Source organism: Pseudomonas sp. CCNWLW23 (assembly GCF_037095675.1).
Taxonomy (GTDB): domain Bacteria; phylum Pseudomonadota; class Gammaproteobacteria; order Pseudomonadales; family Pseudomonadaceae; genus Aquipseudomonas; species Aquipseudomonas atacamensis.
The window spans coordinates 401,779-426,681 of the sequence record NZ_JBAWKM010000001.1; the positions used below are offsets into that span (position 1 = coordinate 401,779).

Genomic DNA, 24,903 nt, shown 5'->3' on the forward strand with positions numbered 1-24,903 from the left:
CATGGCTGTGCCAGAATCCAACGCTCGAAAATGCGATCCCTCTACTACAACTGCCAAGGAGCTTCATTTCATGGAACTGAAACCACTGTTTTTCGCCGCGCTCATGTGGCTGCCCATCACCCACGCGTCAGCGGAAACCCCACCATTGGACGGCCATTACTACCTGACCGGCGCAATGGAAATGGGCGCCGAGTTGCTGTTGCGAAAGGACGGCACCTTTGATGCCGGTGTGGCGTATGGTAGCGCCGATGGCTTTGCCAAAGGCACCTGGAAAGTCGAGAACCAGACAGTAGTGCTGGAAAGCAAAACCAAGCCTGCCTCCAACAGCGATCTGGGCGGACTGTTCCAGGACCTGCAACTGGCGATCGAGCCAAACTGCCTGGCCGTGGATTTCGGCAACGGCAAGGCCTGCTTCCGACGCCAGTAAGCCAACAGACAGCCACAAAAAATGGGCACCCGACCGCAATCGGTGTGCCCATTTCTCATTTGCGGTTCTCCCCGTCATTCAGGGGAGCACGCCGCCATCAAGGATTGACGCTGTCTTTCAACGATTTGCCTGGCTTGAACGCAACGGTGTTGCTGGCCTTGATCTTGACCGGCTCGCCGGTCTGCGGGTTTTTGCCGGTGCGGGCGCCGCGGTGGCGCTGCAGGAAGGTGCCGAAGCCGACCAGCGTCACGCTGTCCTTGCGGTGCAGGGCGCCGGTGATTTCTTCGAGGACGGCATTGAGGACGCGGTTGGCCTGTTCTTTGGTCAGGTCGGCCTTTTCGGCGATTGCAGCGGCGAGTTCTGGTTTACGCATTAGTGAAGCCCCTTTGACGGTTTTTTGTTGTTATGTCCGTGCTGTTCTCGTTGGAACAGCGCCCAAGGCGCCGCAGGCTCTACTCTGCGGCAGACGGGAGTGAGAATGGCACGCCGCCAACGGCGGCGCCAGTCTCCCCAAGACCTTTGTCGGGGCAAAAGAGCGGTGTTTGCGACAGAACGACCGGCATTTACGCCAGCAGCGGCGGCAGCTGTTTGTTCAGGGCCAGTTTTTCCATGACCGCCCCGCCGGTCAGGGCGTAACCGAGCAACTGACCGTCGGCACTGTGGCACAGCGCTTTGATGTCGGCGCCCTGCCCTTCGACGCTCCAAATGCCTTCGCTGCCCCGTGGCGGCGGCGAAACCACCAGCGGGCACACCGGGGTTTTCACGGTGATCGGCATCGGCCCGTAGCTGACCGGGGTCGGGTTTCCTGCGAGGGTTTGCGCCAACGCGCGCGCGCAACTCATCAGCGGCATCACGTAGAGCAGATTGAGCCCGTCGACTTCGGCGCAGTCGCCCAATGCGTAAATATTGGCGTGGGACGTCTTCAGGTAACGATCGACCATCACGCCGCGATTGATCTGCACGCCGGCAGCCGCTGCCAGATCGATGCGCGGGCGCAGGCCGATCGCCGAGACCACTACATCGCACGGGATGATCTGACCATCGGACAGGTGCGCTTCGAGGCCATCGGCGACTTTCTGCAGCCGGGTCAACACCGGGCCGAGGTGAAACTTCGCCCCGATACTTTCCAGCCCGGCCTGCACGGCCGCCGCAGCGGCGGGATGCAAGAGCATCGGCATGACCTGTTCGCACGGCGCGACCAGTTGCACTTCGTAGCCGCCGAGGATCAGGTCATTGGCGAATTCACAGCCGATCAGCCCCGCGCCGAGTACCAAGACCCGACGCTTGCCCGCCGCTGCGGCACGGAAGCGCGCGTAGTCTTCCAGATCGTTGATCGGGAACACCAGTTCCCCGCCGTCGCCTTCGATCGGCACGCGCACAGTCTCCGCGCCCCAGGCCAGAATCAGGTCGCGATAGGGCACGGCTTCTTCACCGATCCACAAACGTTTGTGGCCGGCGTCGATACCGCTGATGCGCGTATGGGTGCGCACTTCGGCGTTCAACTGCTCGGCCATGGCGCCAGGCTCGGCCATGCTCAAGCCATCGGCGTCCTTGTTCTTGCCGAAGCCGGTGGAGAGCATCGGCTTGGAGTAAGAGCGGCCGTCATCGGCGGTAATCAACAGCAGCGGAGTTTCGCTGTCGAGCTTGCGAAACTCGCGGGCCAGGTTGTAGCCCGCAAGCCCGGTGCCGATGATGACGACTGGTGCGCTCATGCCTTACTCCTCTGATTTGCTTAGTTGATTTCGATCATTTCGAAGTCCATCTTGCCGACGCCGCAGTCGGGGCACAGCCAGTCTGCCGGTACGTCTTCCCAGCGGGTGCCCGCCGCGATGCCGTCATCCGGCCAACCATCGGCTTCGTTATAGATCAGGCCACAGACGATACATTGCCACTTCTTCATTCAGGTACTTCCTCAGGGTTCAGGCCTAGTGCCGGCGCGGACGGTCGATGGGTGCTGCGTTGCCATCCGGCTCAGGGCGTTTTGTACTGAGGGTGCCGCGCAGATGCAAGCCTGTTCGGCGCAACGGCGGCCGGCGCCGCTCAATCCTGTCGCCCGCCATGGTAAGCTCGCCGCCTCATTTGCGGCCAATAATGACTCATTGTGCAACATTCAAATGCCTGCCCCGCCCCGCTCTGGCTGACCCAAGACCGCCTGACGCCCCGCCCCGATCTGTTGACCCTCGACTGGTTGTTCGACGAAGGTTCGCTGACCCGCCGCTTGACCCGTTTGTCCGAGGACGGCTTCAGCGTGTCGCCGCTGTTCGAAGGCTGGGACACCTTGCGCGCTGATGAATGCGCGGCACTGGAGCTGGCCGAGGGCAGCGAAGGCTGGGTGCGTGAGGTGTATTTGCGCGGCCACGGCGAGGCCTGGGTGTTTGCCCGCAGCGTTGCCTCGCGGGCGGCCCTGCAAGGTGATGGTTTGCACATGGATGAACTGGGCAGCCGCTCGCTGGGCGAATTGCTGTTTTGCGATCAGGCGTTCCAGCGCCGCGCCATTGAAGTCTGCCGCTACCCCGAACAATGGCTCCCGCCAGCGGTGCAAGCCCCTGAATTGTGGGGCCGGCGTTCGCGTTTCGACCGTGGCGCGCTGAGTGTGCTGGTCGCGGAAATCTTCCTGCCGAGCCTGTGGGACGCCGCCCGCGCCCATCCGGAGAACTGCTGATGTATCAGAGCCTGCTCAAGTCCCTCAACCGTCTGAACCCGCGCGCCTGGGATTTCGTTCAGTTGACGCGCATGGACAAGCCGATTGGCATTTACCTGCTGCTGTGGCCAACGCTGTGGGCGCTGTGGATTGCCGGCAAGGGTTCGCCGTCGCTGGCCAACGTGGTGATTTTTGTTCTTGGCGTAGTGCTGACCCGCGCCGGTGGTTGCGTGATCAACGACTGGGCTGACCGCAAGGTCGACGGCCACGTCAAACGCACCGCGCAACGGCCGCTCGCTGCTGGCCGCATCAGCTCGAAGGAAGCGCTGATGTTCTTTGCCGTGCTGATGGGCATCAGTTTTCTGCTGGTGCTGTGCACCAACGCACCGACGATCTGGCTGTCGCTGGGCGGTCTGGCGCTGGCATTCACGTATCCGTTCATGAAGCGCTACACCTACTACCCGCAAGTGGTGCTGGGGGCGGCGTTTTCCTGGGGCATGCCAATGGCCTTTACCGCTGAGACCGGCGAGTTGCCAGCAGCGGCGTGGTTGCTGTGGATCGCCAATCTGCTGTGGACGGTGGGTTATGACACTTATTACGCAATGACCGATCGCGATGACGACCTGAAGATCGGCGTGAAATCCACGGCGATTCTGTTTGGCGAGGCGGATCGGGTGATCATCCTCAGCTTGCAGGCATTGTCGCTGGCCTGCCTGATTCTGGCCGGGTCGAAGTTCGAGCTGGGGACCTGGTTCCACCTCGGTTTGCTGGTGGCTGCGGGATGTTATGCGTGGGAGTTCTGGTACACGCGCAGCAAGGACCGCATGCGTTGCTTCCAGGCCTTCTTGCACAACCATTGGGCAGGGTTGGCGATCTTTGTCGGGATCGTGCTGGATTACGCACTGCGCTGATGCATGACACCTGTGGGAGCGAGCCTGCTCGCGAAGGCGTCATGTCAGTCACCTCTGCAATAGCTGACACACCGCTTTTCGCGAGCAGGCTCGCTCCCACAGTTTTGTGCGTCGTGGTTACTTGGCCTTGGCGACTTTCCACGCGCCGTCCATTTTGCCGTCGCCGGTCATGTCGCCGGCCTTTTTGTCCATCACGAAGGTGTACAGCGGCATGCCCTGGTAGGCCCACTGCTTGCTGCCATCATCACGAGTGATTACCGTCCAGTCCCCCATCGACTTGTCATTCGCTGTCGCCATTAGCGGCGGCCAGTTTGCCGCGCACTTGTCATTGCACGCGGACTTGCCAGCGGAGTCCTTGGCGAAGGTGTACAGGGTCATGCCCTTGTGGTCGGTGTACATGCCGTCCTTCTCCATCGCCGGATCGGCCGCCATGGCCAGCCCCGGCAATGTCAGGGCGGCGGCCAGCAGCAGGGCTTTGAACGAAGCAGTCATCTGAGTCATGGAAACCTTCTTTTGTGGTTGTCAGGATTCGGACTTAGAGCTTAGTCGAGGATAGGTGCAAATGTTGCCGGCCTGAAATACTGTCACACGACTGCAATAATTCCGTTATCTAATGCGGCGCAAGACAGTTAAATGACAAGAGGATTAAGGCATGGTTGGCAGGAGCATTCTGATCGTCGACGACGAAGCGCCCATTCGCGAAATGATCGCCGTGGCGTTGGAAATGGCCGGCTATGACTGCCTCGAGGCAGAGAACTCGCAGCAGGCTCACGCCATCATTGTCGACCGCAAACCGGACCTGATCCTGCTCGACTGGATGCTGCCCGGCACCTCGGGCATCGAGCTGGCCCGGCGCCTCAAGCGTGACGAGCTGACCGGGGATATCCCGATCATCATGCTCACCGCCAAGGGCGAAGAGGACAACAAGATCCAGGGCCTGGAAGTCGGCGCCGACGATTACATCACCAAACCGTTTTCGCCGCGTGAACTGGTGGCCCGCCTCAAAGCCGTGCTGCGCCGCGCCGGACCGACCGATGGCGAAGCGCCGATCGAAGTCGGCGGCCTGCTGCTCGACCCGATCAGCCATCGCGTGACCATCGACGGCAAACCCGCCGAGATGGGCCCGACCGAATACCGCCTGCTGCAATTCTTCATGACCCATCAGGAACGCGCCTACACCCGTGGCCAGTTGCTCGACCAGGTCTGGGGCGGCAACGTCTACGTCGAAGAGCGCACCGTCGATGTGCACATCCGCCGCCTGCGCAAGGCCCTCGGCGACGCTTACGAAAATCTGGTACAAACCGTGCGCGGCACCGGTTATCGGTTCTCTACAAAAGCGTAAAAGCAGCTGCAAGTTTCCAGCTACAAGCGGCAAGTGAAAGCCGATCCGTTTTAGCTTGGAGCTTGCGGCTTGAAACTTGAAGCTGCGGCTAAGGACGCCCTCGTGAATCAAAACTGGCATGGCACCCTGATTCGCCACATGTTGCTGCTGGTCACAGCGTGTCTGGTGATCGGATTGATCACCGGCTATTACGGCTGGAGCCTCGCGGCGGGTCTGGGGCTTTATCTGGCCTGGACGCTCAAGCAATTGCTGCGTCTGCACGAATGGCTGCGCCAGCACCAACCCGACGAAGCGCCGCCCGATGGCTATGGTCTGTGGGGCGAGGTGTTCGACAGCATCTATCACCTGCAACGCCGCGACCAACGGGTGCGCGGACGTCTGCAAGCGGTGATCGACCGGGTGCAGGAATCCACCGCCGCGCTGAAAGACGCGGTCATCATGCTCGACAGCGACGGCAATCTCGAATGGTGGAACCGTGCCGCCGAAACCCTGCTCGGCCTGAAGACTCCGCAGGACAGCGGCCAACCGGTGACCAACCTGGTGCGCCATCCGCGCTTCAAGGAATACTTCGAGCAGGACAGCTTCGCCGAGCCATTGGAAATCCCTTCGCCGACCAACGATCGCGTGCGCATTCAGCTGTACCTGACCCGCTACGGCAACAATGAACACCTGATGCTGGTCCGCGATGTCACGCGCATTCATCAGCTGGAACAGATGCGCAAGGACTTCATCGCCAACGTCTCCCACGAACTGCGTACACCGCTGACGGTGATCTGCGGCTATCTGGAAACTCTGCTCGACAATGTCGAGGAAGTGAACCCGCGCTGGAGCCGAGCCCTGCAACAGATGCAGCAACAGGGCGGGCGCATGCAGACGCTGCTCAACGATCTGTTGCTGCTGGCCAAGCTGGAAGCCACCGACTATCCGTCGGACAACCAGCCAGTGCAGATCGACACACTGCTGCAATCGATTACCAGCGATGCGCAGCAGTTGTCCGGGGCGAAGAACCAGCGCATCAGCCTCGAGGCCAATGCCGGAGTGCTGCTCAAGGGCAGCGAGGCCGAGCTACGCAGTGCGTTCTCCAATCTGGTGTTCAACGCGGTCAAGTACACCCCGGCCGAGGGCAACATCCGCATTCGCTGGTGGGGCGACGATCAGGGCGCGCACCTGAGCGTGCAGGATTCCGGCATCGGTATCGACAGCAAACACCTGCCGCGCCTGACCGAGCGTTTCTACCGCGTCGATTCCAGCCGCAACTCCAACACCGGCGGCACCGGCCTCGGCCTGGCCATCGTCAAGCACGTGCTGCTGCGCCACCGCGCGCGCATGGAGATCAGCAGCGTGCCCGGCCACGGCAGCACCTTCACCTGCCATTTCGCCCCGGCTCAGGTGGCCAGCGCACGGGCGATCAGCGCCGCCGAGTGATGCCGCCCGGCACACGCCACTAGGCAATCGCACGGTCAGCCGCTACATTGGCTGACTTGTGCCTGCCTTTCAGGCGCTGTTTCTCCCTACTTTCGAATCACACGGAACCCGCAAAACTCCATCATGGACCCTTCCCCTGGCTTGTCCCTCGCTACCATTTTCGCCGACTTCGGCATGATCCTTTTTGCTCTGATCCTGGTTTTGCTCAACGGCTTTTTCGTTGCGGCGGAATTCGCCATGGTCAAACTGCGCTCGACCCGGGTCGAGGCCATCGCTGAACAACACGGCTGGCGCGGGCACATCCTGCGCACCGTGCACAGTCAGCTCGATGCCTACCTGTCGGCGTGCCAGCTCGGCATCACCCTCGCCTCCCTCGGTCTGGGCTGGGTCGGTGAACCGGCGTTCGCGCACATTCTCGAACCGCTGCTGAGCGCGGTCGGCGTCGACTCGCCCGAGATCATCAAAGGCGTGTCGTTCTTCACCGCGTTCTTCATCATTTCGTACCTGCACATCGTGGTCGGCGAGCTGGCGCCCAAGTCATGGGCGATCCGCAAACCAGAGCTGCTGTCGCTGTGGACGGCGGTGCCGCTGTACCTGTTCTACTGGGCGATGTACCCGGCGATCTACCTGCTCAACGCCAGCGCCAACGCGATTTTGCGTATCGCCGGGCAAGGTGAACCCGGCCCGCACCATGAACACCATTACAGCCGCGAAGAATTGAAACTGATCCTGCACTCCAGCCGTGGCCAGGATCCCAGCGATCAGGGCATGCGCGTATTGGCCTCGGCCGTGGAAATGGGCGAGCTGGAAGTGGTCGACTGGGCCAACTCCCGCGAAGACCTGATCACTCTGGAATTCAACGCGCCGCTGAAGGAAATCCTGGCGATGTTCCGTCGCCACAAGTTCAGCCGTTATCCGGTGTACGACAGCGAGCGCCAGGAGTTCGTCGGCCTGCTGCACATCAAGGATCTGCTGCTGGAACTGGCCGCGCTGGACCACATTCCCGAGTCGTTCAACCTGGCCGAGCTGACCCGCCCGCTGGAGCGCGTATCGCGGCACATGCCGCTGTCGCAGCTGCTGGAGCAGTTCCGCAAGGGTGGCTCGCACTTCGCCGTGGTCGAGGAGGCTGACGGCAACATCATCGGCTACCTGACCATGGAAGACGTGCTGGAAGTGCTGGTCGGCGACATTCAGGACGAACATCGCAAGGCTGAGCGCGGCATCCTCGCCTATCAGCCGGGCAAGTTGCTGGTGCGTGGCGATACGCCGTTGTTCAAGGTCGAGCGTCTGCTCGGCATCGATCTTGATCACATCGAAGCGGAAACCCTCGCCGGGCTGGTTTACGAAACCCTGAAACGGGTGCCGGAAGAGGAAGAAGTGCTGGAAGTCGAAGGCCTGCGGATCATCATCAAGAAGATGAAAGGGCCGAAGATTGTCCTGGCCAAGGTGTTGATGCTCGATTGAACAGGATTGCGGGGCAGGTTTTGTGGCGAGGGGATTTATCCCCGTTGGACTGCGAAGCCGTCCCAAAACCATTGAATGCAGTCAGTGAGTACAGAGTTGCAATATTTGGGGCCGCTTCGCGGCCCAACGGGGATAAATCCCCTCGCCACAAAAACCCTCAACACCCTATCGCGCCTACTGCTTGCCCAACGCAAAGTTGGGCAACGCCCCCAGCGGCTGGTTGAACTGATAGGGAATCGACACCAACCCTTCGCCGGTATTGCGCTGCACCACAAAGTGCAGGTGCGGGCCGCTGCTGTTGCCGGTGTTGCCCGACAGCGCCAGCGGGCTGCCGACCTTGACCCGCTGGCCTTCGCGCACGCTTACCGAACCCTGTTTCAGATGCAGGTACACGCCCATGGTGCCGTCGTCGTGCAGCACCCGCACGAAATTGCCGGAGGCATCGGTGCCGCGCCCGCTCTGGGAGTTCTCGGTCTTGACCACCACTCCCGCTCGCGCGGCAATGATCGGCGTGCCCACCGGCATGGCAATGTCCATGGCGTAGCGGTTCTTCGGCCCGTAGTGGCTGTATTGGCCGTTGGCGCCCTGGCTCAGGCGAAACGGCCCGCCACGCCAGGGCAGCGGATAGCGATAGCTCTGCGCGGTGCCTGCGGGGTCGCCCAGCGAGTACTGGAACTGCGGCGAATACACCAGCGGCTGGTCACGACTGATCGCCGTCAGCAGCGCCAGCCGCGTGTTGCTGCGCGGTGGCAGCACACGACGGATCGCTCGCGACGGCGCGCCACGCACATTGCTCGTGCCGATGAAAGCCAGGGCAACCTCGACCGGCGCGTACAGATCGTTGCGCGCAAACACTACGTCGACGCCCTTCTGCTTCTTGATGTCCAGGTACACCTGGCGGTCGAGGCGCTCGACCATGCGGTCCTGAAACACGAACACTTTCGCGCCTTTGCTCGGGCGGTCACTGTACGAGACCACGCCGTTGGCGTCGGTGGATTTGTAGATGGTCATGGCCATCGCCAGCTGGGAGGCCAGGCAGAGACCGCAGAAAAACAGCAGGCGCGCGAGCATGGGCAAAAGTCTGTCGAAGGAAGGCCTGGGAATCAGCCTAGCAGCTGAGACAGACCAGGCTAGTCGACAGATGTTTCAAAATGGCCAGCGCGGAAGATGGGTGGTGCTTTTGATGGCCCCTTCGCGAGCAAGCTCGCTCCCACAGGTTCGGTGTGATCTCTGTGGGAGCGAGCCTGCTCGCGAAGGCGGCCTATCGGGCGACGAAGCTTACGCGCCGGGTACGAAGTGCTTCTGCGCCGTGCCGCGGGCGATCAGGCGCGAGATGTAGTCGAGCTTCTGCGCATCCTGGTCGACAAAGCGGAAGGTCAGTTGCAGCCAGTCGCTGTCAGCTTTCTGCTCGTGGGCGACGATGGCGTGCAGGTAACCGTTGAGGCGCGCGATCTCGGCGTTGTCACCCTGCTCCAGATCGAGCACAGCGCTGTCGAGGATCTGCGGCAGGGTTTCGGTGCGCTTCACTACCAGCAGGGCTTCCTTGATGCTCAAGGCCTTGATCACGCATTGCTGAGTACCGCTCGGCAGGCGCAACTGGCCCTGACCACGACCGCCCACCGGCGCCTTGGATGCACCGGGCGCCTGAACTGGCGGGCTGTTGAGCAAACCGCGCGACGGTGCAGCGGCTGGAGCGGGGGCAGCAGCGGCAGGCCTGGCCGCAGCGCCGCCGACCACGGCCGGCTTGCCGCCGGTCAGTGCGCTCAGGGAATCGTTGCCGAATGCCGAATTCATTTTGGTCGGCGCGCTGTTCATCAAGGTGTCGAGCTTGCCGACCTTGTTCAGTGCCTGCTTGACCTTGGTCAGCAGCTGCTCGTTGGTGAACGGCTTGCTGACGTAACCGGATACGCCGGCCTGAATCGCCTGCACGACGTTTTCCTTGTCACCACGGCTGGTGACCATGACGAACGGCATGGTCTTGAGGTTGTCCTGCTCGCGGCACCAGGTCAGCAGTTCGAGGCCGGACATTTCCGGCATTTCCCAGTCGCACAGCACCAGGTCGAAAGCCTCTTTGGCCAGCATCGCCTGGGCCTTTTTGCCGTTGATGGCGTCCTCGGTGCGGATCCCCGGGAAGTAATTACGCAGGCACTTTTTCACCAGGTCACGAATGAACGAAGCATCGTCCACGACCAACACACTGATCTTGCTCATCCAACACCCCTATTAAAATCCCGGCAAGCATAACGCTGGCTGATGGCACATTGCCAAAACTCTTCAGTCACGCCGGGACTTTTCGTTCGCGGGTGCTGCTTTTGATACGAATCCGCTTCTGAAAAGCAGAAACAAAAACGCCCGGCCAGAGGGCCAGGCGCTTTTCTCAGGCAATCTTACTTATCGTCAGCTTCGCCCGGAACATGAGCGGTTTCAGCGCTTGTGCCTTCAACTTCTTCTTTCATGCGCTTGAGGCCCATGTGGCGCACGTCGGTACCGCGCACCAGGTAGATCACCAGTTCGGAGATGTTGCGCGCATGATCGCCGATGCGCTCCAGTGAACGCAGGACCCAGATGATGCTCAGCACCCGCGAGATAGAGCGCGGATCTTCCATCATGTAGGTGGCCAGCTCACGCAGGGCGGTTTTGTATTCGCGGTCGATGATCTTGTCGTACTGCGCCACCGACAAGGCCAGATCGGCGTCGAAACGGGCGAAGGCGTCCAGCGCATCACGAACCATGTTGCGCACCTGGTCGCCAATGTGACGAACCTCGACGTAACCACGCGGCGCTTCACCTTCTTCGCACAACTGGATGGCACGACGGGCGATCTTGGTGGCTTCGTCGCCGATACGCTCAAGGTCGATCACCGACTTGGAAATGCTGATGATCAAGCGCAGGTCCGACGCCGCTGGCTGACGACGGGCGAGAATGCGCAGGCATTCTTCGTCGATGTTGCGTTCCATCTGGTTGATCTGGTCGTCGATCTCACGCACCTGCTGAGCCAGGCCGGAATCGGCCTCGATCAGCGCCGTGACCGCGTCGTTGACCTGCTTCTCGACCAGCCCGCCCATGGCAAGGAGGTGGCTGCGCACTTCCTCCAGTTCAGCGTTGAACTGCGCGGAAATGTGATGGGTAAGGCCTTCTTTGGAAATCATTGTTCGCTCCGCGAAAGTTGCAAGCTTCAAGCAGTTATGTGTAAGTCCTGATATCGCACCGCATCTTTCTTGCCGCTTGTAGCTTGCGGCTTGCAGCTGCCCCAATCAGCCATAGCGACCGGTGATGTAGTCTTCGGTCTGCTTCTTCGCCGGATTGGTGAACAGGGTATCGGTGTCGCCGAATTCCACCAGTTTGCCCATGTACATGAACGCGGTGTAGTCGGACACCCGTGCCGCCTGTTGCATGTTGTGGGTAACGATGACGATGGTGAACTTGGACTTCAGCTCATAGATCAGCTCTTCGACTTTCAGCGTCGAGATCGGGTCGAGAGCCGAGCACGGTTCGTCGAGCAGCAGCACTTCCGGCTCAACCGCGATGGTGCGCGCGATCACCAGACGCTGTTGCTGACCGCCGGACAGACCGAGGGCCGAGTCGTGCAGACGGTCTTTGACCTCGTCCCACAATGCCGCGCCTTTCAACGCCCATTCAACGGCTTCGTCGAGGATGCGCTTCTTGTTGATGCCCTGGATGCGCAGGCCATAGACCACGTTTTCGTAGATGGTCTTCGGGAACGGGTTGGGTTTCTGGAACACCATGCCGACGCGACGACGCAGCTCGGCAACATCTTCGCCCTTGCGATAGATGTTGTTGCCGTACAGGTTGATCGCGCCCTCGACACGGCAGCCGTCGACCAGATCGTTCATCCGGTTGAAGGTACGCAGCAGCGTCGACTTACCGCAGCCCGACGGGCCGATGAACGCGGTCACGCGCTGTTTCGGGATGTTCATGCTGACGTCGAACAGTGCCTGTTTCTCGCCGTAGTACAGGCTCAGGCCCGGCACTTCGATGGCAACGGTTTCCTGCGCCAGGTCCAGGCTCTGCTTGTCGCGGCCCAGGGCAGACATGTTGATGCCGTGGCTGTGTGTTTCGTGCTGCATGGGGTTCTCACTCCGTTCGTAGCTGCAAGCTTCTGGCTGCAAGCTGCAAGTTTGAGCAAAAGCGGCTTGTAGCTTGCCGCTTGTGGCTAATGGCTTTAGCTATCCAGTGCTTTGTATTTTTCGCGCAGGTGGTTGCGGATATACACCGCCGACAGGTTCAGCGTCGCGATCACCAGCACCAGCAGCAGCGCGGTGGCGTAAACCAGCGGGCGGGCTGCTTCGACGTTGGGGCTCTGGAAGCCGACGTCATAGATGTGGAAGCCCAGGTGCATGATCTTCTGGTCCAGGTGCAGGTACGGGTAGTTGCCGTCCACCGGCAGCGACGGCGCCAGTTTCACCACACCCACCAGCATCAGCGGCGCCACTTCACCGGCGGCGCGGGCCACGGCGAGGATCATCCCGGTCATCATGGCCGGGCTGGCCATCGGGATAACGATTTTCCACAGCGTTTCCGCTTTGGTCGCACCGAGGGCCAGCGAACCTTCACGCACGGTACGCGGAATCCGTGCCAGACCTTCTTCGGTCGCTACAATCACCACCGGCACAGCCAGCAGCGCCAGAGTCAGCGAAGCCCAGAGCAGGCCCGGCGTACCGAACGTCGGCGCCGGCAGAGCTTCAGGGAAGAACAAGCGGTCGACCGAGCCACCCAGCACGTAAACGAAGAAGCCCAGACCGAACACACCGTAGACGATCGCCGGTACGCCGGCGAGGTTGTTCACCGCGATGCGAATAACGCGAGTCAGGGTGTTCTGCTTGGCGTATTCGCGCAGGTACACCGCAGCCAGCACGCCGAACGGGGTGACGATCATCGCCATGATCAGGGTCATCATCACGGTGCCGAAGATCGCCGGGAAGATCCCGCCCTCGGTGTTCGCTTCACGCGGGTCGTCGGAGAGGAATTCCCAGATCTTGCTGAAGTAGAAACCAACCTTGGTCAAGGTGCTCATGCCGTTTGGCTGGTAGGCATGCACGACTTTGCCCAGACCGATTTCGATTTCCTTGCCGTTGGCGTCACGGGCGGTCAAGGCGTCGCGGTTGAACTGAGCATGCAAATCAGACAGACGTGCTTCGATGTCCTTGTAGCGCGCGTCCAGCTCGGCGCGCTCGGATTCCATGTCCGCTTGTGCGGTGGCGTCGAGCTTGCCTTCCAGCTCGAGCTTGCGCCCATGCAGTCGGATGCGTTCAAGACCGGCGTTAATTGCGCCGATGTCGGTTTTTTCCAGCGTCTTCAGTTGAGCCGCGAGATCGTTCACCCGATCGATGCGCGCTTGCAGTTCAGGCCATGCGGCCTCGCCCTCGGCGATGACCTTGCCATCCTGTTTGACGTTGACCAGATAGCCGTAGAAGTTGCCCCACTCGCGACGCTCGATCGCCATCAATTCTGGCGGTGTGGTCTGCTTGGTCAGCCACTCGCCGACGATCCAGGTGAAGTCGTTGCCGTTCAGGTCACGGTTGCCGACCTTGATCAGCTCGCGGGTCATGAATTCCGGACCTTCGTCCGGCACCGGCAGACCGGCGCTCTTCAGACGTGCGCGCGGCACTTCTTCTTTCTGCACCACTTCGCCGATCACTAGGTGATTGGCCTGGCCCGGTACGTCGTAGTGAGCGTGGATCAGGTCCGCCGGCCAGAAGTGACCGAGACCGCGCACGGCAATCACCGCCAACAGGCCAATGGTCATGATGACCGCGATGGACACCGCGCCACCGCTGATCCAGACGCCCGGGGCGCCGCTCTTGAACCATCCTTTCAGGGAGTTCTGTTTCACAGACTTCTACCTTTGCTTAAAGCGACGAGTATTTCTTGCGCAGACGCTGACGAATCAGTTCTGCCAGGGTGTTCATGACGAAGGTGAACAGCAGCAGCACCAGCGCCGAGAGGAACAGCACGCGGTAGTGGCTGCCACCGACCTCCGACTCGGGCATTTCCACCGCGACGTTGGCGGCCAGGGTGCGCAGGCCTTCGAACAGGTTCATCTCCATCACCGGGGTGTTGCCGGTGGCCATCAGCACGATCATGGTTTCGCCGACCGCACGGCCCATGCCGATCATCAGCGCCGAAAAAATCCCCGGGCTGGCGGTCAGGATCACCACGCGGGTCATGGTCTGCCATGGCGTGGCACCCAGGGCCAGGGAACCCAGGGTCAGGCCGCGCGGCACGCTGAACACGGCGTCTTCGGCGATCGAGTAGATGTTCGGGATCACCGCGAACCCCATGGCCAGACCGACCACCAGAGCGTTGCGCTGGTCGTAGGTGATGCCCAGGTCGTGGGAGATCCACATGCGCATGTCGCCACCGAAGAACCAGTTCTCCATGAACGGACTCATGTACAGCGACAGCCAGCCCACAAACAGGATCACCGGAATCAGCAGCGCACTTTCCCAACCGTCCGGGACTTTCAGGCGGATCGATTCAGGCAGGCGGCTGAAGGTGAAGCCGGCGACCAGAATGCCGATCGGCAGCAACATCAGCAGGCTGAAGATGCCCGGCAGATGCCCTTCTACATATGGAGCCAAGAACAGACCGGCGAAGAAACCGAGGATCACCGTCGGCATCGCTTCCATCAGCTCGATCACCGGTTTGACCTTGCGGCGCATGCCCGGGGCCATGAAGTACGCGGTGTAGATCGCCGCAGCGACGGCCAGTGGCGCGGCCAGCAGCATGGCGTAGAACGCGGCCTTCAGAGTGCCGAAGGTCAGCGGCGAGAGGCTCAGTTTCGGTTCGAAATCGGTGTTGGCGGCGGTCGACTGCCAGACGTACTTAGGCTCGTCGTAGTTCTCGTACCAGACCTTGCTCCACAGCGCGCTCCACGATACTTCCGGGTGAGGATTGTCGAGCAGCAACGGCTGCAGCTTGCCGCCGGCTTCGACGATCACTCGGTTGGCGCGCGGCGACAGACCGAACAGGCCCTGGCCTTCAACCACCTGATCGACCAGCAACGTGCGGTGTGCAGTACTGTGGAACACGCCGAGCTTGCCGCTGGCATCAAGGGCGAGGAAGCCTTTGCGGCGCTCTTCGGCAGCGATTTCAACGATCGGCGTGGTGCCCATCTGGAAGGTGCGGATCTGCTTCAGACGCTGCTCGCCATCGGTATCGCGGGCCATGAACCACTGGGCCAGACCGCCCTTGGAATCGCCGACGATCAGCGAGATACCGCCGACCAGCTGCGCGGTGGCGGTGACTTGGGCGTCGGCATTTTCCAGCAGTTTGTAGCGCCCGTTGAGGCTCTTGTCGCGCAGGCTGAACACGTCGGCCTGAGCTCGCCCGTTGACCACGTAAAGCCACTGCTGGCGCGGGTCGACGAAGATGTTTTTCACAGGCTCAGTCATCTGCGGCAGATCGATGCGCGTCTGTTCGTTGGTGACTTCGCCGGTCATCATGTTTTCTTCGCTGGTCAGCGAAAGCACGTTGAGTTGCGACCCAGTAGAGCCGACCAGCATCAGCGTCGAGTCGGTGGCGTTGAGGCTGACATGCTCCAGCGCGCCGCCGCTTTCGTTCAGCGCGATCGGTGCCTCGCCATAGGGATATTCGATGGCCGGGCTGATGGTTTTCTTGCCATCGGGGTAGCTGACTTTATAGGTATGACGGAACACCAGCGCCTGACCGTTGGACAGCCCCACGGCCACCAGCGGATGACCCGGCTGGTCTTCGCCAATAGATGTCACGGTAGCGCCCGCTGGCAGCGGCAGATCGACACGCCTCAATTCAGCGCCACTGTCGAGATCGAAGAACAGCGCCTGGCCCTTGTCGGATACACGCATGGCCACCTGATTCTGCTCTTCGAGCGAGATCATCAGCGGCTTGCCCGCGTCCTGCATCCAGGCCGGGGTGATCGAGTCTTTCGCGGTCAGGTCGGCACCTTGAAACAACGGCGCTACAACGTAAGCTAGGAAGAAGAAGATCAGGGTGATCGCCGCGAGCACCGCCAGGCCGCCAACGAGGACGTACCAACGGGTGAAGCGATCCTTGAGCGCGCGGATGCGGCGCTTGCGTTGCAGCTCAGGCGTATTGAAATCAATGCGCTTGGGAGGGGAAGACGTAGTCATTGGGGAATTGGCCAGATCATTCATGCGCACACCCTAGCGATCCTGTATGACAGAAAGATGACAGTGCAGTGACGCAGCAAATCCGCCAGCCGGAAGTCCGGCAGCGGAGTCGAAAATTTGGTGGTTGCAGGAGCGCGTCTGCTCGCCAAGGCGTCGGGTCAGTCACATCGATGCTGCATGTGACCACCCCTTCGCGAGCAGGCTCGCTCCCACAGGAGTCCGGCTTCAGGCCGGCCTCAGGGTGTTACTTCTTGGCGACAGCGCCGCCTTCCTGCAGACCGAGGTCAGCCAGTGCCTTGGCGGCAACCTTGGCTGGCAGCGGGATGTAGCCGTCTTTCACTACCACTTCCTGGCCCTGCTTCGACAGCACCAGTTTCACGAACTCGGCTTCCAGCGGGGCCAGAGGCTTGTTCGGGGCTTTGTTGACGTAAACGTAGAGGAAGCGCGACAGCGGATACTTGCCGTTCAGGGCGTTTTCTTCGGTGTCTTCGATGAACTCGCCGCCTTCTTTCTTGGCCAGGGCGACGGTTTTCACGCTGGCGGTCTTGTAGCCGATGCCCGAGTAGCCGACGCCGTTAAGCGAGCTGCTGATCGACTGCACCACCGACGCCGAACCTGGTTGTTCGTTGACGTTCGGCTTGTAGTCGCCTTTGCACAGGGCTTCTTCCTTGAAGTAGCCGTAGGTGCCGGACACCGAGTTACGGCCGAACAGCTGGACTGGCTTGTTGGCCAGGTCACCGGTTACGCCCAGGTCGCCCCAGGTCTTGACGTCAGCTTTGGCACCGCACAGACGCGTCGAGGAGAAGATCGCATCGACCTGAGCCATGGTCAGGTGCTTGATCGGGTTGTCCTTGTGCACGAACACCGCCAGGGCATCCACGGCAACCGGGATTGCCGTCGGCTTGTAGCCGTACTTCTGTTCGAAAGCCTGCAGCTCGTTGTCTTTCATCTTGCGGCTCATCGGGCCCAGGTTGGCGGTGCCTTCGGTGAGTGCAGGTGGCGCGGTGGAAGAACCGGCAGCCTGAATCTGGATGTTGACGTTCGGGTATTCTTTTTTGTAGTTCTCAGCCCACAGGGTCATGAGGTTGGCCAGGGTATCGGAACCGACGCTGGACAGGTTGCCCGACACACCAGTGGTCTTGGTGTAGCTCGGGATAGCAGGGTCAACAGCGGCGAACGCGTTGGCAGTCGCAACGCCAGCAGCGACAAAAGTCATTGCCGCCATCAAACGCTTCAGTTTCATGCCTTACTCCTAGCAGATAGGGTGTGTTAAGTCGGGGCCAAGTATCAGCAGGCCATGTGAACACTCTATGGCTGAAATATGACAATTGGATGAAAGGCCAGCATGTCGCGACAGATCGTTCCCACGCTCTGCGTGGGAACGCCGCCATGGACGCTCTGCGTCCGCATTTGAGACGTGACGCGGAGCGTCACAGGATGCGTTCCCAGGCGGAGCGTGGGAACGATCAGGCGGGAGAGAAAATCAACGCCCCTTCTTCCAGAGCCACGCCCCGACCACAATCCCCATCCCGCACAGCACTGCCACATAGTAGGCAGGCCCCATCGCGCTTTCTTTCAGCAGCAGGCTCACCACCATCGGCGTCAAGCCACCGAAGATCGCGTACGCGACGTTGTACGAGAACGACAAGCCACTGAAGCGAACCACCGGCGGGAACGCCTTCACCATCACGTACGGCACCGCGCCGATGGTGCCGACCAGCAAACCGGTCAATGCGTACAGCGGGAACAGCCAGTCCGGGTGGTCGGCGAGGCTGTGGTAGAAGGTCCAGGAGCTGATCAGCAGGCCCAAGCAGCCAAAGACGAAGACGCGACCGGCGCCGAAGCGATCGGCCAGCGCGCCGGCGCCAATGCAGCCGAGGCTGAGGAAGACGATGGCCAGGCTGTTGGCTTGCAGCGCCGTGGTCGGCGAAAAGTGGTAGACCGTTTGCAGCACGGTCGGGGTCATCAGGATCACTACGACGACGCCGGCCGACAGCAGCCAGGTCAGCAGCATCGAAATGGCGATGGCGCCGCGATGATCCCGCAGCACCGCGCGCAACGGCACTTCTTCGGCCAGCGCTTTACGCAGTTGCAGTTCGGCGAACACCGGAGTTTCGTGCAGCCAGCGGCGCAGGTACACAGAGAACAGGCCGAACACGCCGCCGAGCAGGAACGGGATCCGCCAGGCGTAATCCGACACTTCGGCTGGCGTATAAATGCTGTTGATCGCCGTGGCGACCAGCGAGCCGAGGAGGATGCCGGCAGTCAGGCCACTGGTGAGCGTGCCGCAGGCATAACCGATGTGCTTTTGCGGTACGTGTTCGGAAACGAAGACCCACGCTCCCGGCACTTCGCCGCCAATCGCCGCGCCCTGGATCACCCGCATCAGCAGCAACAGGATCGGCGCCCAGATGCCGATCTGCGCGTAGGTCGGCAGCAGGCCCATGATCAGCGTCGGCACGGCCATCATGAAAATGCTCAGGGTGAACATCTTCTTGCGCCCCAGCAGGTCACCGAAGTGCGCCATGACGATGCCGCCCAAAGGGCGCGCCAGATAGCCGGCAGCAAAGATGCCGAATGTCTGCATCAAGCGCAGCCACTCGGGCATGTCGGCCGGGAAGAACAGCTTGCCGACGACGGTGGCGAAGAAAACGAAGATGATGAAATCGTAGAACTCCAGCGCCCCGCCGAGGGCGGACAGCGACAGAGTCTTGTAGTCATTGCGGGTCAACGGTCGTGCGGGTTGCTCGGGCTGCGCGAGGCTCGAAGGCGCTGTGGTCATGGCAAGGGCTTCTCTTATAGTCGAATCTGTCGCCACAACAACGCTGGCGGTGGCTCGGACAGGTTCGGCACCATAGCAAATTGTTCGAAAAAGCACATAGAGGCGCGTAATTGACGGTCGAAATCAGAACCGGGTGGTCGTCGCGGGGTCTATCGACCGATATACTCGCCACCTGCGCAGGATTTGTAAGAGGTTGCTGTGCGAAAACGTTGTTGGCCCGTCCTTTGCTCGGGATTTAGCCTTTTTCGCAGAGTTTCCCTTTAGGCGCCTGATGGAAAACGTGACGAACGCAGTGTGTTCGGTGTTGAATCGTTTTTCTTGAAGACGGCTACCACCCGCAATACCCACGAAGAGTCACGGGTCAGAGGCCCCTCGGCATGATAGAGCTCGAACAAGAAGATCCGATCCCACAGGGCGACCTGGCCCTGCAAATCACCGCACTTCCCCGCGAAACCAACGGCTTTGGCGATATTTTCGGCGGCTGGCTGGTCGCGCAGATGGATCTGGCCGGCACTGCCATGGCCAGCCGGGTGGCCGGTGGCCGCGTTGCCACTGTCGCCATCGACCGCATGGCGTTCCTCGTCCCGGTCGCCGTCGGCGCGCAGTTGTCCTTTTATACCCAGACCCTGGAAATCGGCCGCAGCTCGATCCAGATGATGGTCGAAGTGTGGAGCGATGACCCACTGTCCAGCGAATGGCGCAAGGTCACCGAAGCGGTTTTCGTTTTCGTCGCCATCGACGGCAGCGGTCGCACCCGTTCGGTGCCGCCACGCGCGCGTTAAACCTCGCGGCCGTTTTGCGGTCGATAGTCGTCCCCAGTGTCTGATCGAGAGTTGCCCATGAACACGCCCAACGTTGAAGCCGTGAAACAGGATGAACTGAACTGCTGGCGCATCCGCCACGGCAAGGCCGAAGTGCTGGTGGCCCAGCAAGGCGCGCACATCCTCAGTTATCAGATCGACGGCCAGCCGCCGATCATCTGGCTCAACGACAAGGCCGAGTTCAAGACCGGCAAGAGCATCCGCGCCGGCGTGCCGGTGTGCTGGCCGTGGTTCGGCAAATTCGAACGCAATCCGAGCAGCGTGCAGGCCATGTACACCGGCGAGCAACCGGCCCCCGCGCACGGTCTGGTGCGGGCGATGGATTGGCAGTTGGGCAACATCGAATCAGAGGCTGACGGCATCAAGGTCGAATTCAAGCTGCCCTACCCGGAAGGTGGCCTGCCGGGCTGGCCCCACGAGGTCGATCTGACCCTGACCCTGCATCTGGCGGATCAACTGCACTACAGCCTGACCAGCCATAACCGTGGTAATGACACCGTCACGCTGAGTCAGGCGCTGCACACCTATTTCGCCGTGAGTGACGTGCGCAATGTGCATGTCGACGGCGTGGCCGGGCTGAATTATATCGAGACCCTGGATGACTGGAACACGGCCAGCCAGAGCGGCGATCTGCATTTCGCCGGCGAGACCGACCGCATCTACCTCGACGTTCCGCCGCAATTGAGCATCATTGATCCGACCTGGGAACGACGCATCGTGCTGACCTCCACCGGCTCGCGCACGGCGGTGATCTGGAACCCATGGATCGACCGCGCCGCCGCCCTGCCGGACATGGACAACGATGGCTGGCAGCGCATGCTGTGCATCGAAACGGCGAATGTGATGGATGATCTGGTCACCCTGGCGCCGGGGGCGCGCCATACGATGGGTGTCAGCGTAGCTGCTACGCCGCTCTAAGCTCTAGCGCTATACAAAAGGGCAAAGAGCCCTGTGGCGAGGGGATTTATCCCCTCGCCACAGATAAATCCCTTCACTACAGATAAATCCCCTCACCACAAAGGCTCGCTCCCAAATTTATGTGCGGCGCGCTTTAGAGATCAGCCTCCTGCACCACCCGCACCTTCTCCGCCTCCAGCGCATACGCCGCATCAGCGAGGTCATTGCTGACCTTCTCGATTTTTAGTGTGCCGGTCACCCACAGCGGTGTGTAGATATCGTCCAGCTTCAAACCCTTCGGATATCGCACCAGCACCAGTTGATTGGGCGGCGGTGGCGGTACGTGGATGCAGGCGCCCGGATACGGCACGAGGAAGAACAACGTGCTGCGGCCCTTGGCATCGGACTCCAGCGGCACCGGGTAACCACCGATGCGAATGTGCTTGTCGTTCATCGACGCCACGGTTTTCGTCGAATACATCACCGCCGGCAGACCTTTGGCCTGCTTCATCCCGCCCTTCTCGGTGAAGGTGCCGGTGGCTTCGGGGGTGTTGTGGTCGATTTCAGGCATGGCCTCGAGGGCCTTTTGATCCGACTTGGGCATCAGTTCCAGCCAGTCGGTTTCCGGCAGTTCGCCGGCGTGGGCGAGATAGCTGCCCAGCAAGAGGAGAATCAACAGAAGACGGCGCATGAAGGTGCTCGGCAGACAAAGGAATGGACGGTGAGTCGCCGCGCATTCTAGCCCTCCCGGCCGCGCGGGCCGAGAGGGCTTTGTCGCTTTCGATCAGTTCTTTTTGATCAGACCGTAGATCACCAGCAACACGACAGCGCCGACCAGTGCGCCGAGGAAACCCGCGCCCTCGCCCGCCTGATAGATGCCCAGAGCCTGGCCGCCGTAGGTGGCCGCCAGCGAACCGCCGATACCGAGCAGGATGGTCATGATCCAGCCCATGCTGTCATCGCCCGGTTTCAGGAACCGAGCCAGCAGGCCGACGATCAAGCCGATAAAGATGGTTCCGATAATTCCCATGGCATTTCCCTCTGATTTGGTAGATATGCCAAAGCCTAGACAGACTTTGGCATCCTGCCATGAGAGAACGGCGGCCCCTGAATGGTTCCGCCGCGGCCACATGAAACTGGTTTACTCGGCGATCAGCGCTTGGACCTTGATGATCTGCGCCTGCAGCGTGGCCATGTCGGCGCAGCGCAGGTTGGCGTGGCCGACCTTGCGTCCGGCCTTGAAAGCTTTGCCGTAGTGATGCAGATGGCAGTCTTCGATGGCGATGACTTTTTCCACCGGCGGCACTACGCCGATGAAGTTGAGCATCGCGCTCTCGCCGACCTTGGCGGTCGAACCCAGCGGCAGGCCAGCCACGGCGCGCAGGTGGTTTTCGAACTGGCTGCACTCGGCACCTTCGGTGGTCCAGTGCCCGGAGTTGTGCACGCGCGGGGCGATTTCGTTGGCTTTCAGGCCACCGTCGACTTCGAAGAACTCGAAAGCCATCACGCCGACGTAGTCGAGGTGCTTGAGCACACGGCTGGAATAATCTTCGGCCAGCGCCTGCAACGGGTGATCGGTGCTGGCTACCGACAGCTTGAGGATGCCGCTGTCGTGGGTGTTGTGCACCAGTGGATAGAACTTCGTTTCACCATCGCGGGCACGCACGGCGATTAGCGACACTTCGCCGGTGAATGGCACGAAGCCCTCCAGCAGGCAGGCAACGCTGCCCAGTTCGGCGAACGTACCGGCAACATCTTCCGGCTTGCGCAGGACTTTCTGGCCCTTGCCGTCATAACCCAGGGTGCGGGTTTTCAGCACGGCCGGCAGACCGATGGAAGCGACGGCGGCGTCCAGGTCGGCTTGCGACTGGATGTCGGCGAAGGCCGGGGTCGGAATGCCGAGGTCTTTGAACATGCTCTTTTCGAACCAGCGGTCACGAGCAATGCGCAGGGCTTCGGCGCTCGGGTAGACCGGCACGAATTGCGAAAGAAACGCCACGGTTTCGGCCGGGACGCTTTCGAATTCGAAGGTCACCAGATCGACTTCATCGGCCAGTTGGCGCAGATGATCCTGATCGCCGTAATCGGCCCGCAGGTGTTCGCCCAACGCAGCGGCGCAAGCGTCCGGCGCAGGGTCGAGAAAAGCGAAGTTCATCCCCAGCGGAGTGCCCGCCAGAGCCAACATGCGACCCAACTGGCCGCCACCGATTACACCGATCTTCATCTCAACAACCTCAGGCAATACGTGGGTCTGGATTGTCCAGGACGCTGTCTGTCTGCTCGGCACGGAAGGTTTTCAGTACCGCATGAAATTGCGGGTGCTTGGCGCCGAGGATGCTCGCCGAGAGCAGGGCGGCGTTGATTGCGCCGGCCTTGCCGATGGCCAGGGTGGCGACCGGAATGCCCGCCGGCATCTGCACGATCGACAGCAGCGAATCGACGCCCGAGAGCATGGCCGACTGCACCGGCACGCCCAGCACCGGCAGGTGGGTCTTGGCCGCACACATGCCTGGCAAGTGGGCGGCGCCACCGGCACCGGCGATGATCACCTCGATGCCGCGGCTTTCAGCCTCTTCGGCGTACTGGAACAGCAGATCCGGGGTGCGGTGGGCGGAAACCACCTTGACCTCGTACGGGATGCCGAGCTTTTCCAGCATATCGGCGGTGTGGCTAAGGGTGGACCAATCGGACTTGGAGCCCATGATCACGCCAACCAGTGCACTCATCGTCGCGCCTCTTCTCTCTGGAGCGCCCGCAGGCGCATCATAAAACAACAAGCCACGCAGGTTGCGTGGCTTGATTGTGCGAAAAATGGCCGGACGTGCCGGCCGAAGGCCGCGCAGTATACCGCAAAGAAAGCAATAAACAGCCCCCGAAACGACCATCTGTCAAATGAGCGAAACGCCCGGTTTTATTGACCTTGAGGTCAGCGAAAGAACAGCGCAAAAATCCCCCTGTGGGAGCGAGCCTGCTCGCGAAAGCGTTGTGTCAGACGATACCTCAGGGCCTGACACTGCGCATTCGCGAGCAGGCTCGCTCCCACATTCAATCTTCATCAGCTTCAAGCGTTTTGGGCAGCGCCGCCTTCAAGCTTGCGCCACAGCAACCGCACGTTGGCCTTGCGCACCAGGGCGCAGCGGTACAGGCGGATCTCCAGCGGCACATGCCACTGCGGGCCGCCGCACACCACCAGTTCACCGCGAGCCAGTTCGGCGCGCACACTCAATTGCGGCACCCAGGCGATGCCGAGTCCTTCCAGGGCCATGCTTTTCAGGCTGTCGGCCATCGCGGTTTCGTAGATCGTGGTGAAGCGCAACTGGCGCTGGCGCAGCAAGCCGTTCACCGATCGGCCGAGAAACGCCCCGGCGCTGTACGCAAGCAACGGCACACTCGCCTCGCCTTCCAGATCGAACAGCGGTTTGCCATCCAGATCGGCCGCGCACACCGGCAGCATCTCGGTCTGGCCCAAATGCAGCGACGGGAAGATTTCCGGGTCCATCTGCATCGCCGAATCCGGATCGTAGAACGCCAGCATCAGATCGCAGCCACCTTCACGCAAAGCGTGCACGGCGTCGCCAACGTTGGTTGCCACCAGCCGCGTGGCGATGTTCAGCCCTTCGTTGCGCAACTGGGCGATCCAGCGCGGGAAAAAGCCCAGCGCCAGCGAGTGTGCCGCCGCCACCTGCATCACCTCGCCCTGCCCGCCTTCCAGATGATGCAGATGGCGCAGCACTTCGCCGAGCTGTTCGACCACGGTGCGCGCGGTCACCAGAAACAACTGCCCCGCCGCCGTCAGTTCGACCGGCGTGCGCGAGCGATTTACCAAGGTCAGCCCCAGCGCCGCTTCGAGGCTGCGGATCCGCCGACTGAACGCCGGCTGAGTCACGAAGCGCCGTTCGGCTGCCTGCGAGAAGCTGCGGGTGGCGGCCAGGGCACTGAAGTCCTCGAGCCATTTGCTTTCCAGATTCATCACGTCCTCCCGGACACGCACCAAAACAGGTCACACGTCTGCCGCACAGGCGGCGTCACATGGGCATTATGCCGAATGTGCATAGGGCAGT

Annotated in this window: 25 protein-coding genes; 8 read left to right on the top strand and 17 right to left on the bottom strand. The window is 61.3% G+C overall.

What is annotated here, in order from left to right; genetic code table 11:
* Positions 1-70: 70 nt before the first annotated feature.
* Positions 71-427, top strand: coding sequence for a hypothetical protein (locus V8J63_RS01860; RefSeq protein WP_071172084.1), 357 nt, complete (start codon positions 71-73; stop codon positions 425-427).
* A gap of 97 nt (positions 428-524) precedes the next feature.
* Here V8J63_RS01860 and V8J63_RS01865 read toward each other — a convergent pair whose 3' ends face one another.
* The 3 genes from V8J63_RS01865 to V8J63_RS01875 all read right to left on the bottom strand — a co-directional run bounded on the left by V8J63_RS01865 (position 525) and on the right by V8J63_RS01875 (position 2,327).
* Positions 525-800, bottom strand: coding sequence for an HU family DNA-binding protein (locus tag V8J63_RS01865; protein ID WP_003213368.1), 276 nt, complete (start codon positions 798-800; stop codon positions 525-527).
* A gap of 190 nt (positions 801-990) precedes the next feature.
* A complete protein-coding gene (locus V8J63_RS01870) occupies positions 991-2,139 on the bottom strand; it encodes an NAD(P)/FAD-dependent oxidoreductase (RefSeq protein WP_130889036.1) in 1,149 nt (382 codons plus the stop codon).
* A 20-nt stretch (positions 2,140-2,159) separates the two neighbouring features.
* Positions 2,160-2,327, bottom strand: coding sequence for a rubredoxin (locus tag V8J63_RS01875; RefSeq protein ID WP_016772491.1), 168 nt, complete (start codon positions 2,325-2,327; stop codon positions 2,160-2,162).
* 201 nt (positions 2,328-2,528) lie between these two features.
* Between V8J63_RS01875 and V8J63_RS01880 the strand changes: the two genes are divergently transcribed.
* Together V8J63_RS01880 and ubiA are read left to right on the top strand one after the other, a co-directional pair.
* Complete coding sequence (locus V8J63_RS01880) at positions 2,529-3,089, top strand: chorismate--pyruvate lyase family protein (RefSeq protein ID WP_336463482.1); 561 nt, start codon at positions 2,529-2,531, stop codon at positions 3,087-3,089.
* A complete protein-coding gene (gene ubiA, locus V8J63_RS01885; protein WP_130888948.1) occupies positions 3,089-3,979 on the top strand; it encodes a 4-hydroxybenzoate octaprenyltransferase in 891 nt (296 codons plus the stop codon). The genes V8J63_RS01880 and ubiA overlap by 1 nt, the downstream gene beginning before the upstream one ends.
* Before the next feature lie 117 nt (positions 3,980-4,096).
* Here ubiA and V8J63_RS01890 read toward each other — a convergent pair whose 3' ends face one another.
* Entirely contained in the window at positions 4,097-4,480 is a 384-nt protein-coding gene (locus V8J63_RS01890) for a COG4315 family predicted lipoprotein (protein ID WP_073470882.1), read from the bottom strand.
* A 151-nt stretch (positions 4,481-4,631) separates the two neighbouring features.
* On the opposite strand from V8J63_RS01890, the gene phoB reads away from it, so the two are divergent.
* The 3 genes from phoB (at position 4,632) to V8J63_RS01905 (ending at position 8,210) form a co-directional block, all read left to right on the top strand.
* Entirely contained in the window at positions 4,632-5,321 is a 690-nt protein-coding gene (gene phoB / locus V8J63_RS01895; RefSeq protein ID WP_007896474.1) for a phosphate regulon transcriptional regulator PhoB, read from the top strand.
* A 138-nt stretch (positions 5,322-5,459) separates the two neighbouring features.
* On the top strand, positions 5,460-6,746 hold the full coding sequence (gene phoR, locus V8J63_RS01900) for a phosphate regulon sensor histidine kinase PhoR (RefSeq protein ID WP_231991049.1): 1,287 nt from the start codon (positions 5,460-5,462) through the stop codon (positions 6,744-6,746).
* Positions 6,747-6,869: 123 nt separating this feature from the next.
* Complete coding sequence (locus V8J63_RS01905) at positions 6,870-8,210, top strand: hemolysin family protein (protein ID WP_016772486.1); 1,341 nt, start codon at positions 6,870-6,872, stop codon at positions 8,208-8,210.
* A gap of 174 nt (positions 8,211-8,384) precedes the next feature.
* Here V8J63_RS01905 and V8J63_RS01910 read toward each other — a convergent pair whose 3' ends face one another.
* The 8 genes from V8J63_RS01910 to V8J63_RS01945 form a co-directional block, all read right to left on the bottom strand.
* Positions 8,385-9,281 carry a peptidoglycan DD-metalloendopeptidase family protein gene (locus V8J63_RS01910; protein WP_016772485.1) on the bottom strand — a complete coding sequence of 299 codons (897 nt, stop codon included), beginning with the start codon at positions 9,279-9,281 and terminating at the stop codon, positions 8,385-8,387.
* Between the two features lie 207 nt (positions 9,282-9,488).
* Complete coding sequence (locus tag V8J63_RS01915; RefSeq protein ID WP_041476598.1) at positions 9,489-10,421, bottom strand: response regulator; 933 nt, start codon at positions 10,419-10,421, stop codon at positions 9,489-9,491.
* Between the two features lie 176 nt (positions 10,422-10,597).
* On the bottom strand, positions 10,598-11,359 hold the full coding sequence (phoU, locus tag V8J63_RS01920) for a phosphate signaling complex protein PhoU (protein WP_336463483.1): 762 nt from the start codon (positions 11,357-11,359) through the stop codon (positions 10,598-10,600).
* A 105-nt stretch (positions 11,360-11,464) separates the two neighbouring features.
* Entirely contained in the window at positions 11,465-12,298 is an 834-nt protein-coding gene (pstB, locus tag V8J63_RS01925; protein ID WP_016772482.1) for a phosphate ABC transporter ATP-binding protein PstB, read from the bottom strand.
* A 95-nt stretch (positions 12,299-12,393) separates the two neighbouring features.
* Complete coding sequence (gene pstA, locus V8J63_RS01930; RefSeq protein WP_016772481.1) at positions 12,394-14,064, bottom strand: phosphate ABC transporter permease PstA; 1,671 nt, start codon at positions 14,062-14,064, stop codon at positions 12,394-12,396.
* Positions 14,065-14,080: 16 nt separating this feature from the next.
* Positions 14,081-16,366, bottom strand: coding sequence for an ABC transporter permease subunit (locus tag V8J63_RS01935; RefSeq protein ID WP_024014834.1), 2,286 nt, complete (start codon positions 16,364-16,366; stop codon positions 14,081-14,083).
* 220 nt (positions 16,367-16,586) lie between these two features.
* Complete coding sequence (locus V8J63_RS01940; RefSeq protein ID WP_016772480.1) at positions 16,587-17,585, bottom strand: phosphate ABC transporter substrate-binding protein PstS; 999 nt, start codon at positions 17,583-17,585, stop codon at positions 16,587-16,589.
* 240 nt (positions 17,586-17,825) lie between these two features.
* Positions 17,826-19,124, bottom strand: coding sequence for an MFS transporter (locus V8J63_RS01945; RefSeq protein ID WP_073470879.1), 1,299 nt, complete (start codon positions 19,122-19,124; stop codon positions 17,826-17,828).
* Between the two features lie 377 nt (positions 19,125-19,501).
* On the opposite strand from V8J63_RS01945, the gene V8J63_RS01950 reads away from it, so the two are divergent.
* Entirely contained in the window at positions 19,502-19,906 is a 405-nt protein-coding gene (locus tag V8J63_RS01950; protein WP_003229628.1) for an acyl-CoA thioesterase, read from the top strand.
* A 57-nt stretch (positions 19,907-19,963) separates the two neighbouring features.
* Complete coding sequence (locus tag V8J63_RS01955) at positions 19,964-20,863, top strand: D-hexose-6-phosphate mutarotase (protein ID WP_130902825.1); 900 nt, start codon at positions 19,964-19,966, stop codon at positions 20,861-20,863.
* A 133-nt stretch (positions 20,864-20,996) separates the two neighbouring features.
* On the opposite strand, the gene V8J63_RS01960 is transcribed toward V8J63_RS01955, so the two are convergent.
* The 5 genes from V8J63_RS01960 to V8J63_RS01980 all read right to left on the bottom strand — a co-directional run bounded on the left by V8J63_RS01960 (position 20,997) and on the right by V8J63_RS01980 (position 24,812).
* Positions 20,997-21,533 carry a DUF3299 domain-containing protein gene (locus tag V8J63_RS01960; protein ID WP_125927713.1) on the bottom strand — a complete coding sequence of 179 codons (537 nt, stop codon included), beginning with the start codon at positions 21,531-21,533 and terminating at the stop codon, positions 20,997-20,999.
* Between the two features lie 93 nt (positions 21,534-21,626).
* Entirely contained in the window at positions 21,627-21,872 is a 246-nt protein-coding gene (locus V8J63_RS01965) for a GlsB/YeaQ/YmgE family stress response membrane protein (RefSeq protein WP_016772475.1), read from the bottom strand.
* Between the two features lie 111 nt (positions 21,873-21,983).
* Positions 21,984-23,066, bottom strand: a complete 1,083-nt coding sequence (locus V8J63_RS01970; RefSeq protein ID WP_073470876.1) for a 5-(carboxyamino)imidazole ribonucleotide synthase — start codon at positions 23,064-23,066, stop codon at positions 21,984-21,986.
* A gap of 10 nt (positions 23,067-23,076) precedes the next feature.
* Positions 23,077-23,568, bottom strand: a complete 492-nt coding sequence (gene purE / locus V8J63_RS01975; protein WP_007920220.1) for a 5-(carboxyamino)imidazole ribonucleotide mutase — start codon at positions 23,566-23,568, stop codon at positions 23,077-23,079.
* Between the two features lie 335 nt (positions 23,569-23,903).
* A complete protein-coding gene (locus V8J63_RS01980; protein ID WP_073470875.1) occupies positions 23,904-24,812 on the bottom strand; it encodes a LysR substrate-binding domain-containing protein in 909 nt (302 codons plus the stop codon).
* Positions 24,813-24,903: the final 91 nt, after the last annotated feature.

Bases quoted from the DNA above. Each gene is read 5' to 3' on its own strand.
- phoB (WP_007896474.1), top strand. From the start codon at position 4,632: ATGGTTGGCAGGAGCATTCTGATCGTCGACGACGAAGCGCCCATTCGC.
- phoU (WP_336463483.1), bottom strand. From the start codon at position 11,359: ATGATTTCCAAAGAAGGCCTTACCCATCACATTTCCGCGCAGTTCAAC.
- V8J63_RS01955 (WP_130902825.1), top strand. From the start codon at position 19,964: ATGAACACGCCCAACGTTGAAGCCGTGAAACAGGATGAACTGAACTGC.
- purE (WP_007920220.1), bottom strand. From the start codon at position 23,568: ATGAGTGCACTGGTTGGCGTGATCATGGGCTCCAAGTCCGATTGGTCC.
- V8J63_RS01905 (WP_016772486.1), top strand. From the start codon at position 6,870: ATGGACCCTTCCCCTGGCTTGTCCCTCGCTACCATTTTCGCCGACTTC.
- V8J63_RS01890 (WP_073470882.1), bottom strand. From the start codon at position 4,480: ATGACTCAGATGACTGCTTCGTTCAAAGCCCTGCTGCTGGCCGCCGCC.
- V8J63_RS01965 (WP_016772475.1), bottom strand. From the start codon at position 21,872: ATGGGAATTATCGGAACCATCTTTATCGGCTTGATCGTCGGCCTGCTG.
- V8J63_RS01910 (WP_016772485.1), bottom strand. From the start codon at position 9,281: ATGCTCGCGCGCCTGCTGTTTTTCTGCGGTCTCTGCCTGGCCTCCCAG.
- V8J63_RS01960 (WP_125927713.1), bottom strand. From the start codon at position 21,533: ATGCGCCGTCTTCTGTTGATTCTCCTCTTGCTGGGCAGCTATCTCGCC.
- V8J63_RS01970 (WP_073470876.1), bottom strand. From the start codon at position 23,066: ATGAAGATCGGTGTAATCGGTGGCGGCCAGTTGGGTCGCATGTTGGCT.
- ubiA (WP_130888948.1), top strand. From the start codon at position 3,089: ATGTATCAGAGCCTGCTCAAGTCCCTCAACCGTCTGAACCCGCGCGCC.
- V8J63_RS01945 (WP_073470879.1), bottom strand. From the start codon at position 19,124: ATGACCACAGCGCCTTCGAGCCTCGCGCAGCCCGAGCAACCCGCACGA.
- V8J63_RS01935 (WP_024014834.1), bottom strand. From the start codon at position 16,366: ATGAATGATCTGGCCAATTCCCCAATGACTACGTCTTCCCCTCCCAAG.
- V8J63_RS01915 (WP_041476598.1), bottom strand. From the start codon at position 10,421: ATGAGCAAGATCAGTGTGTTGGTCGTGGACGATGCTTCGTTCATTCGT.
- V8J63_RS01860 (WP_071172084.1), top strand. From the start codon at position 71: ATGGAACTGAAACCACTGTTTTTCGCCGCGCTCATGTGGCTGCCCATC.
- pstB (WP_016772482.1), bottom strand. From the start codon at position 12,298: ATGCAGCACGAAACACACAGCCACGGCATCAACATGTCTGCCCTGGGC.
- V8J63_RS01875 (WP_016772491.1), bottom strand. From the start codon at position 2,327: ATGAAGAAGTGGCAATGTATCGTCTGTGGCCTGATCTATAACGAAGCC.
- V8J63_RS01870 (WP_130889036.1), bottom strand. From the start codon at position 2,139: ATGAGCGCACCAGTCGTCATCATCGGCACCGGGCTTGCGGGCTACAAC.
- V8J63_RS01950 (WP_003229628.1), top strand. From the start codon at position 19,502: ATGATAGAGCTCGAACAAGAAGATCCGATCCCACAGGGCGACCTGGCC.
- V8J63_RS01980 (WP_073470875.1), bottom strand. From the start codon at position 24,812: ATGAATCTGGAAAGCAAATGGCTCGAGGACTTCAGTGCCCTGGCCGCC.
- phoR (WP_231991049.1), top strand. From the start codon at position 5,460: ATGTTGCTGCTGGTCACAGCGTGTCTGGTGATCGGATTGATCACCGGC.
- V8J63_RS01865 (WP_003213368.1), bottom strand. From the start codon at position 800: ATGCGTAAACCAGAACTCGCCGCTGCAATCGCCGAAAAGGCCGACCTG.
- V8J63_RS01940 (WP_016772480.1), bottom strand. From the start codon at position 17,585: ATGAAACTGAAGCGTTTGATGGCGGCAATGACTTTTGTCGCTGCTGGC.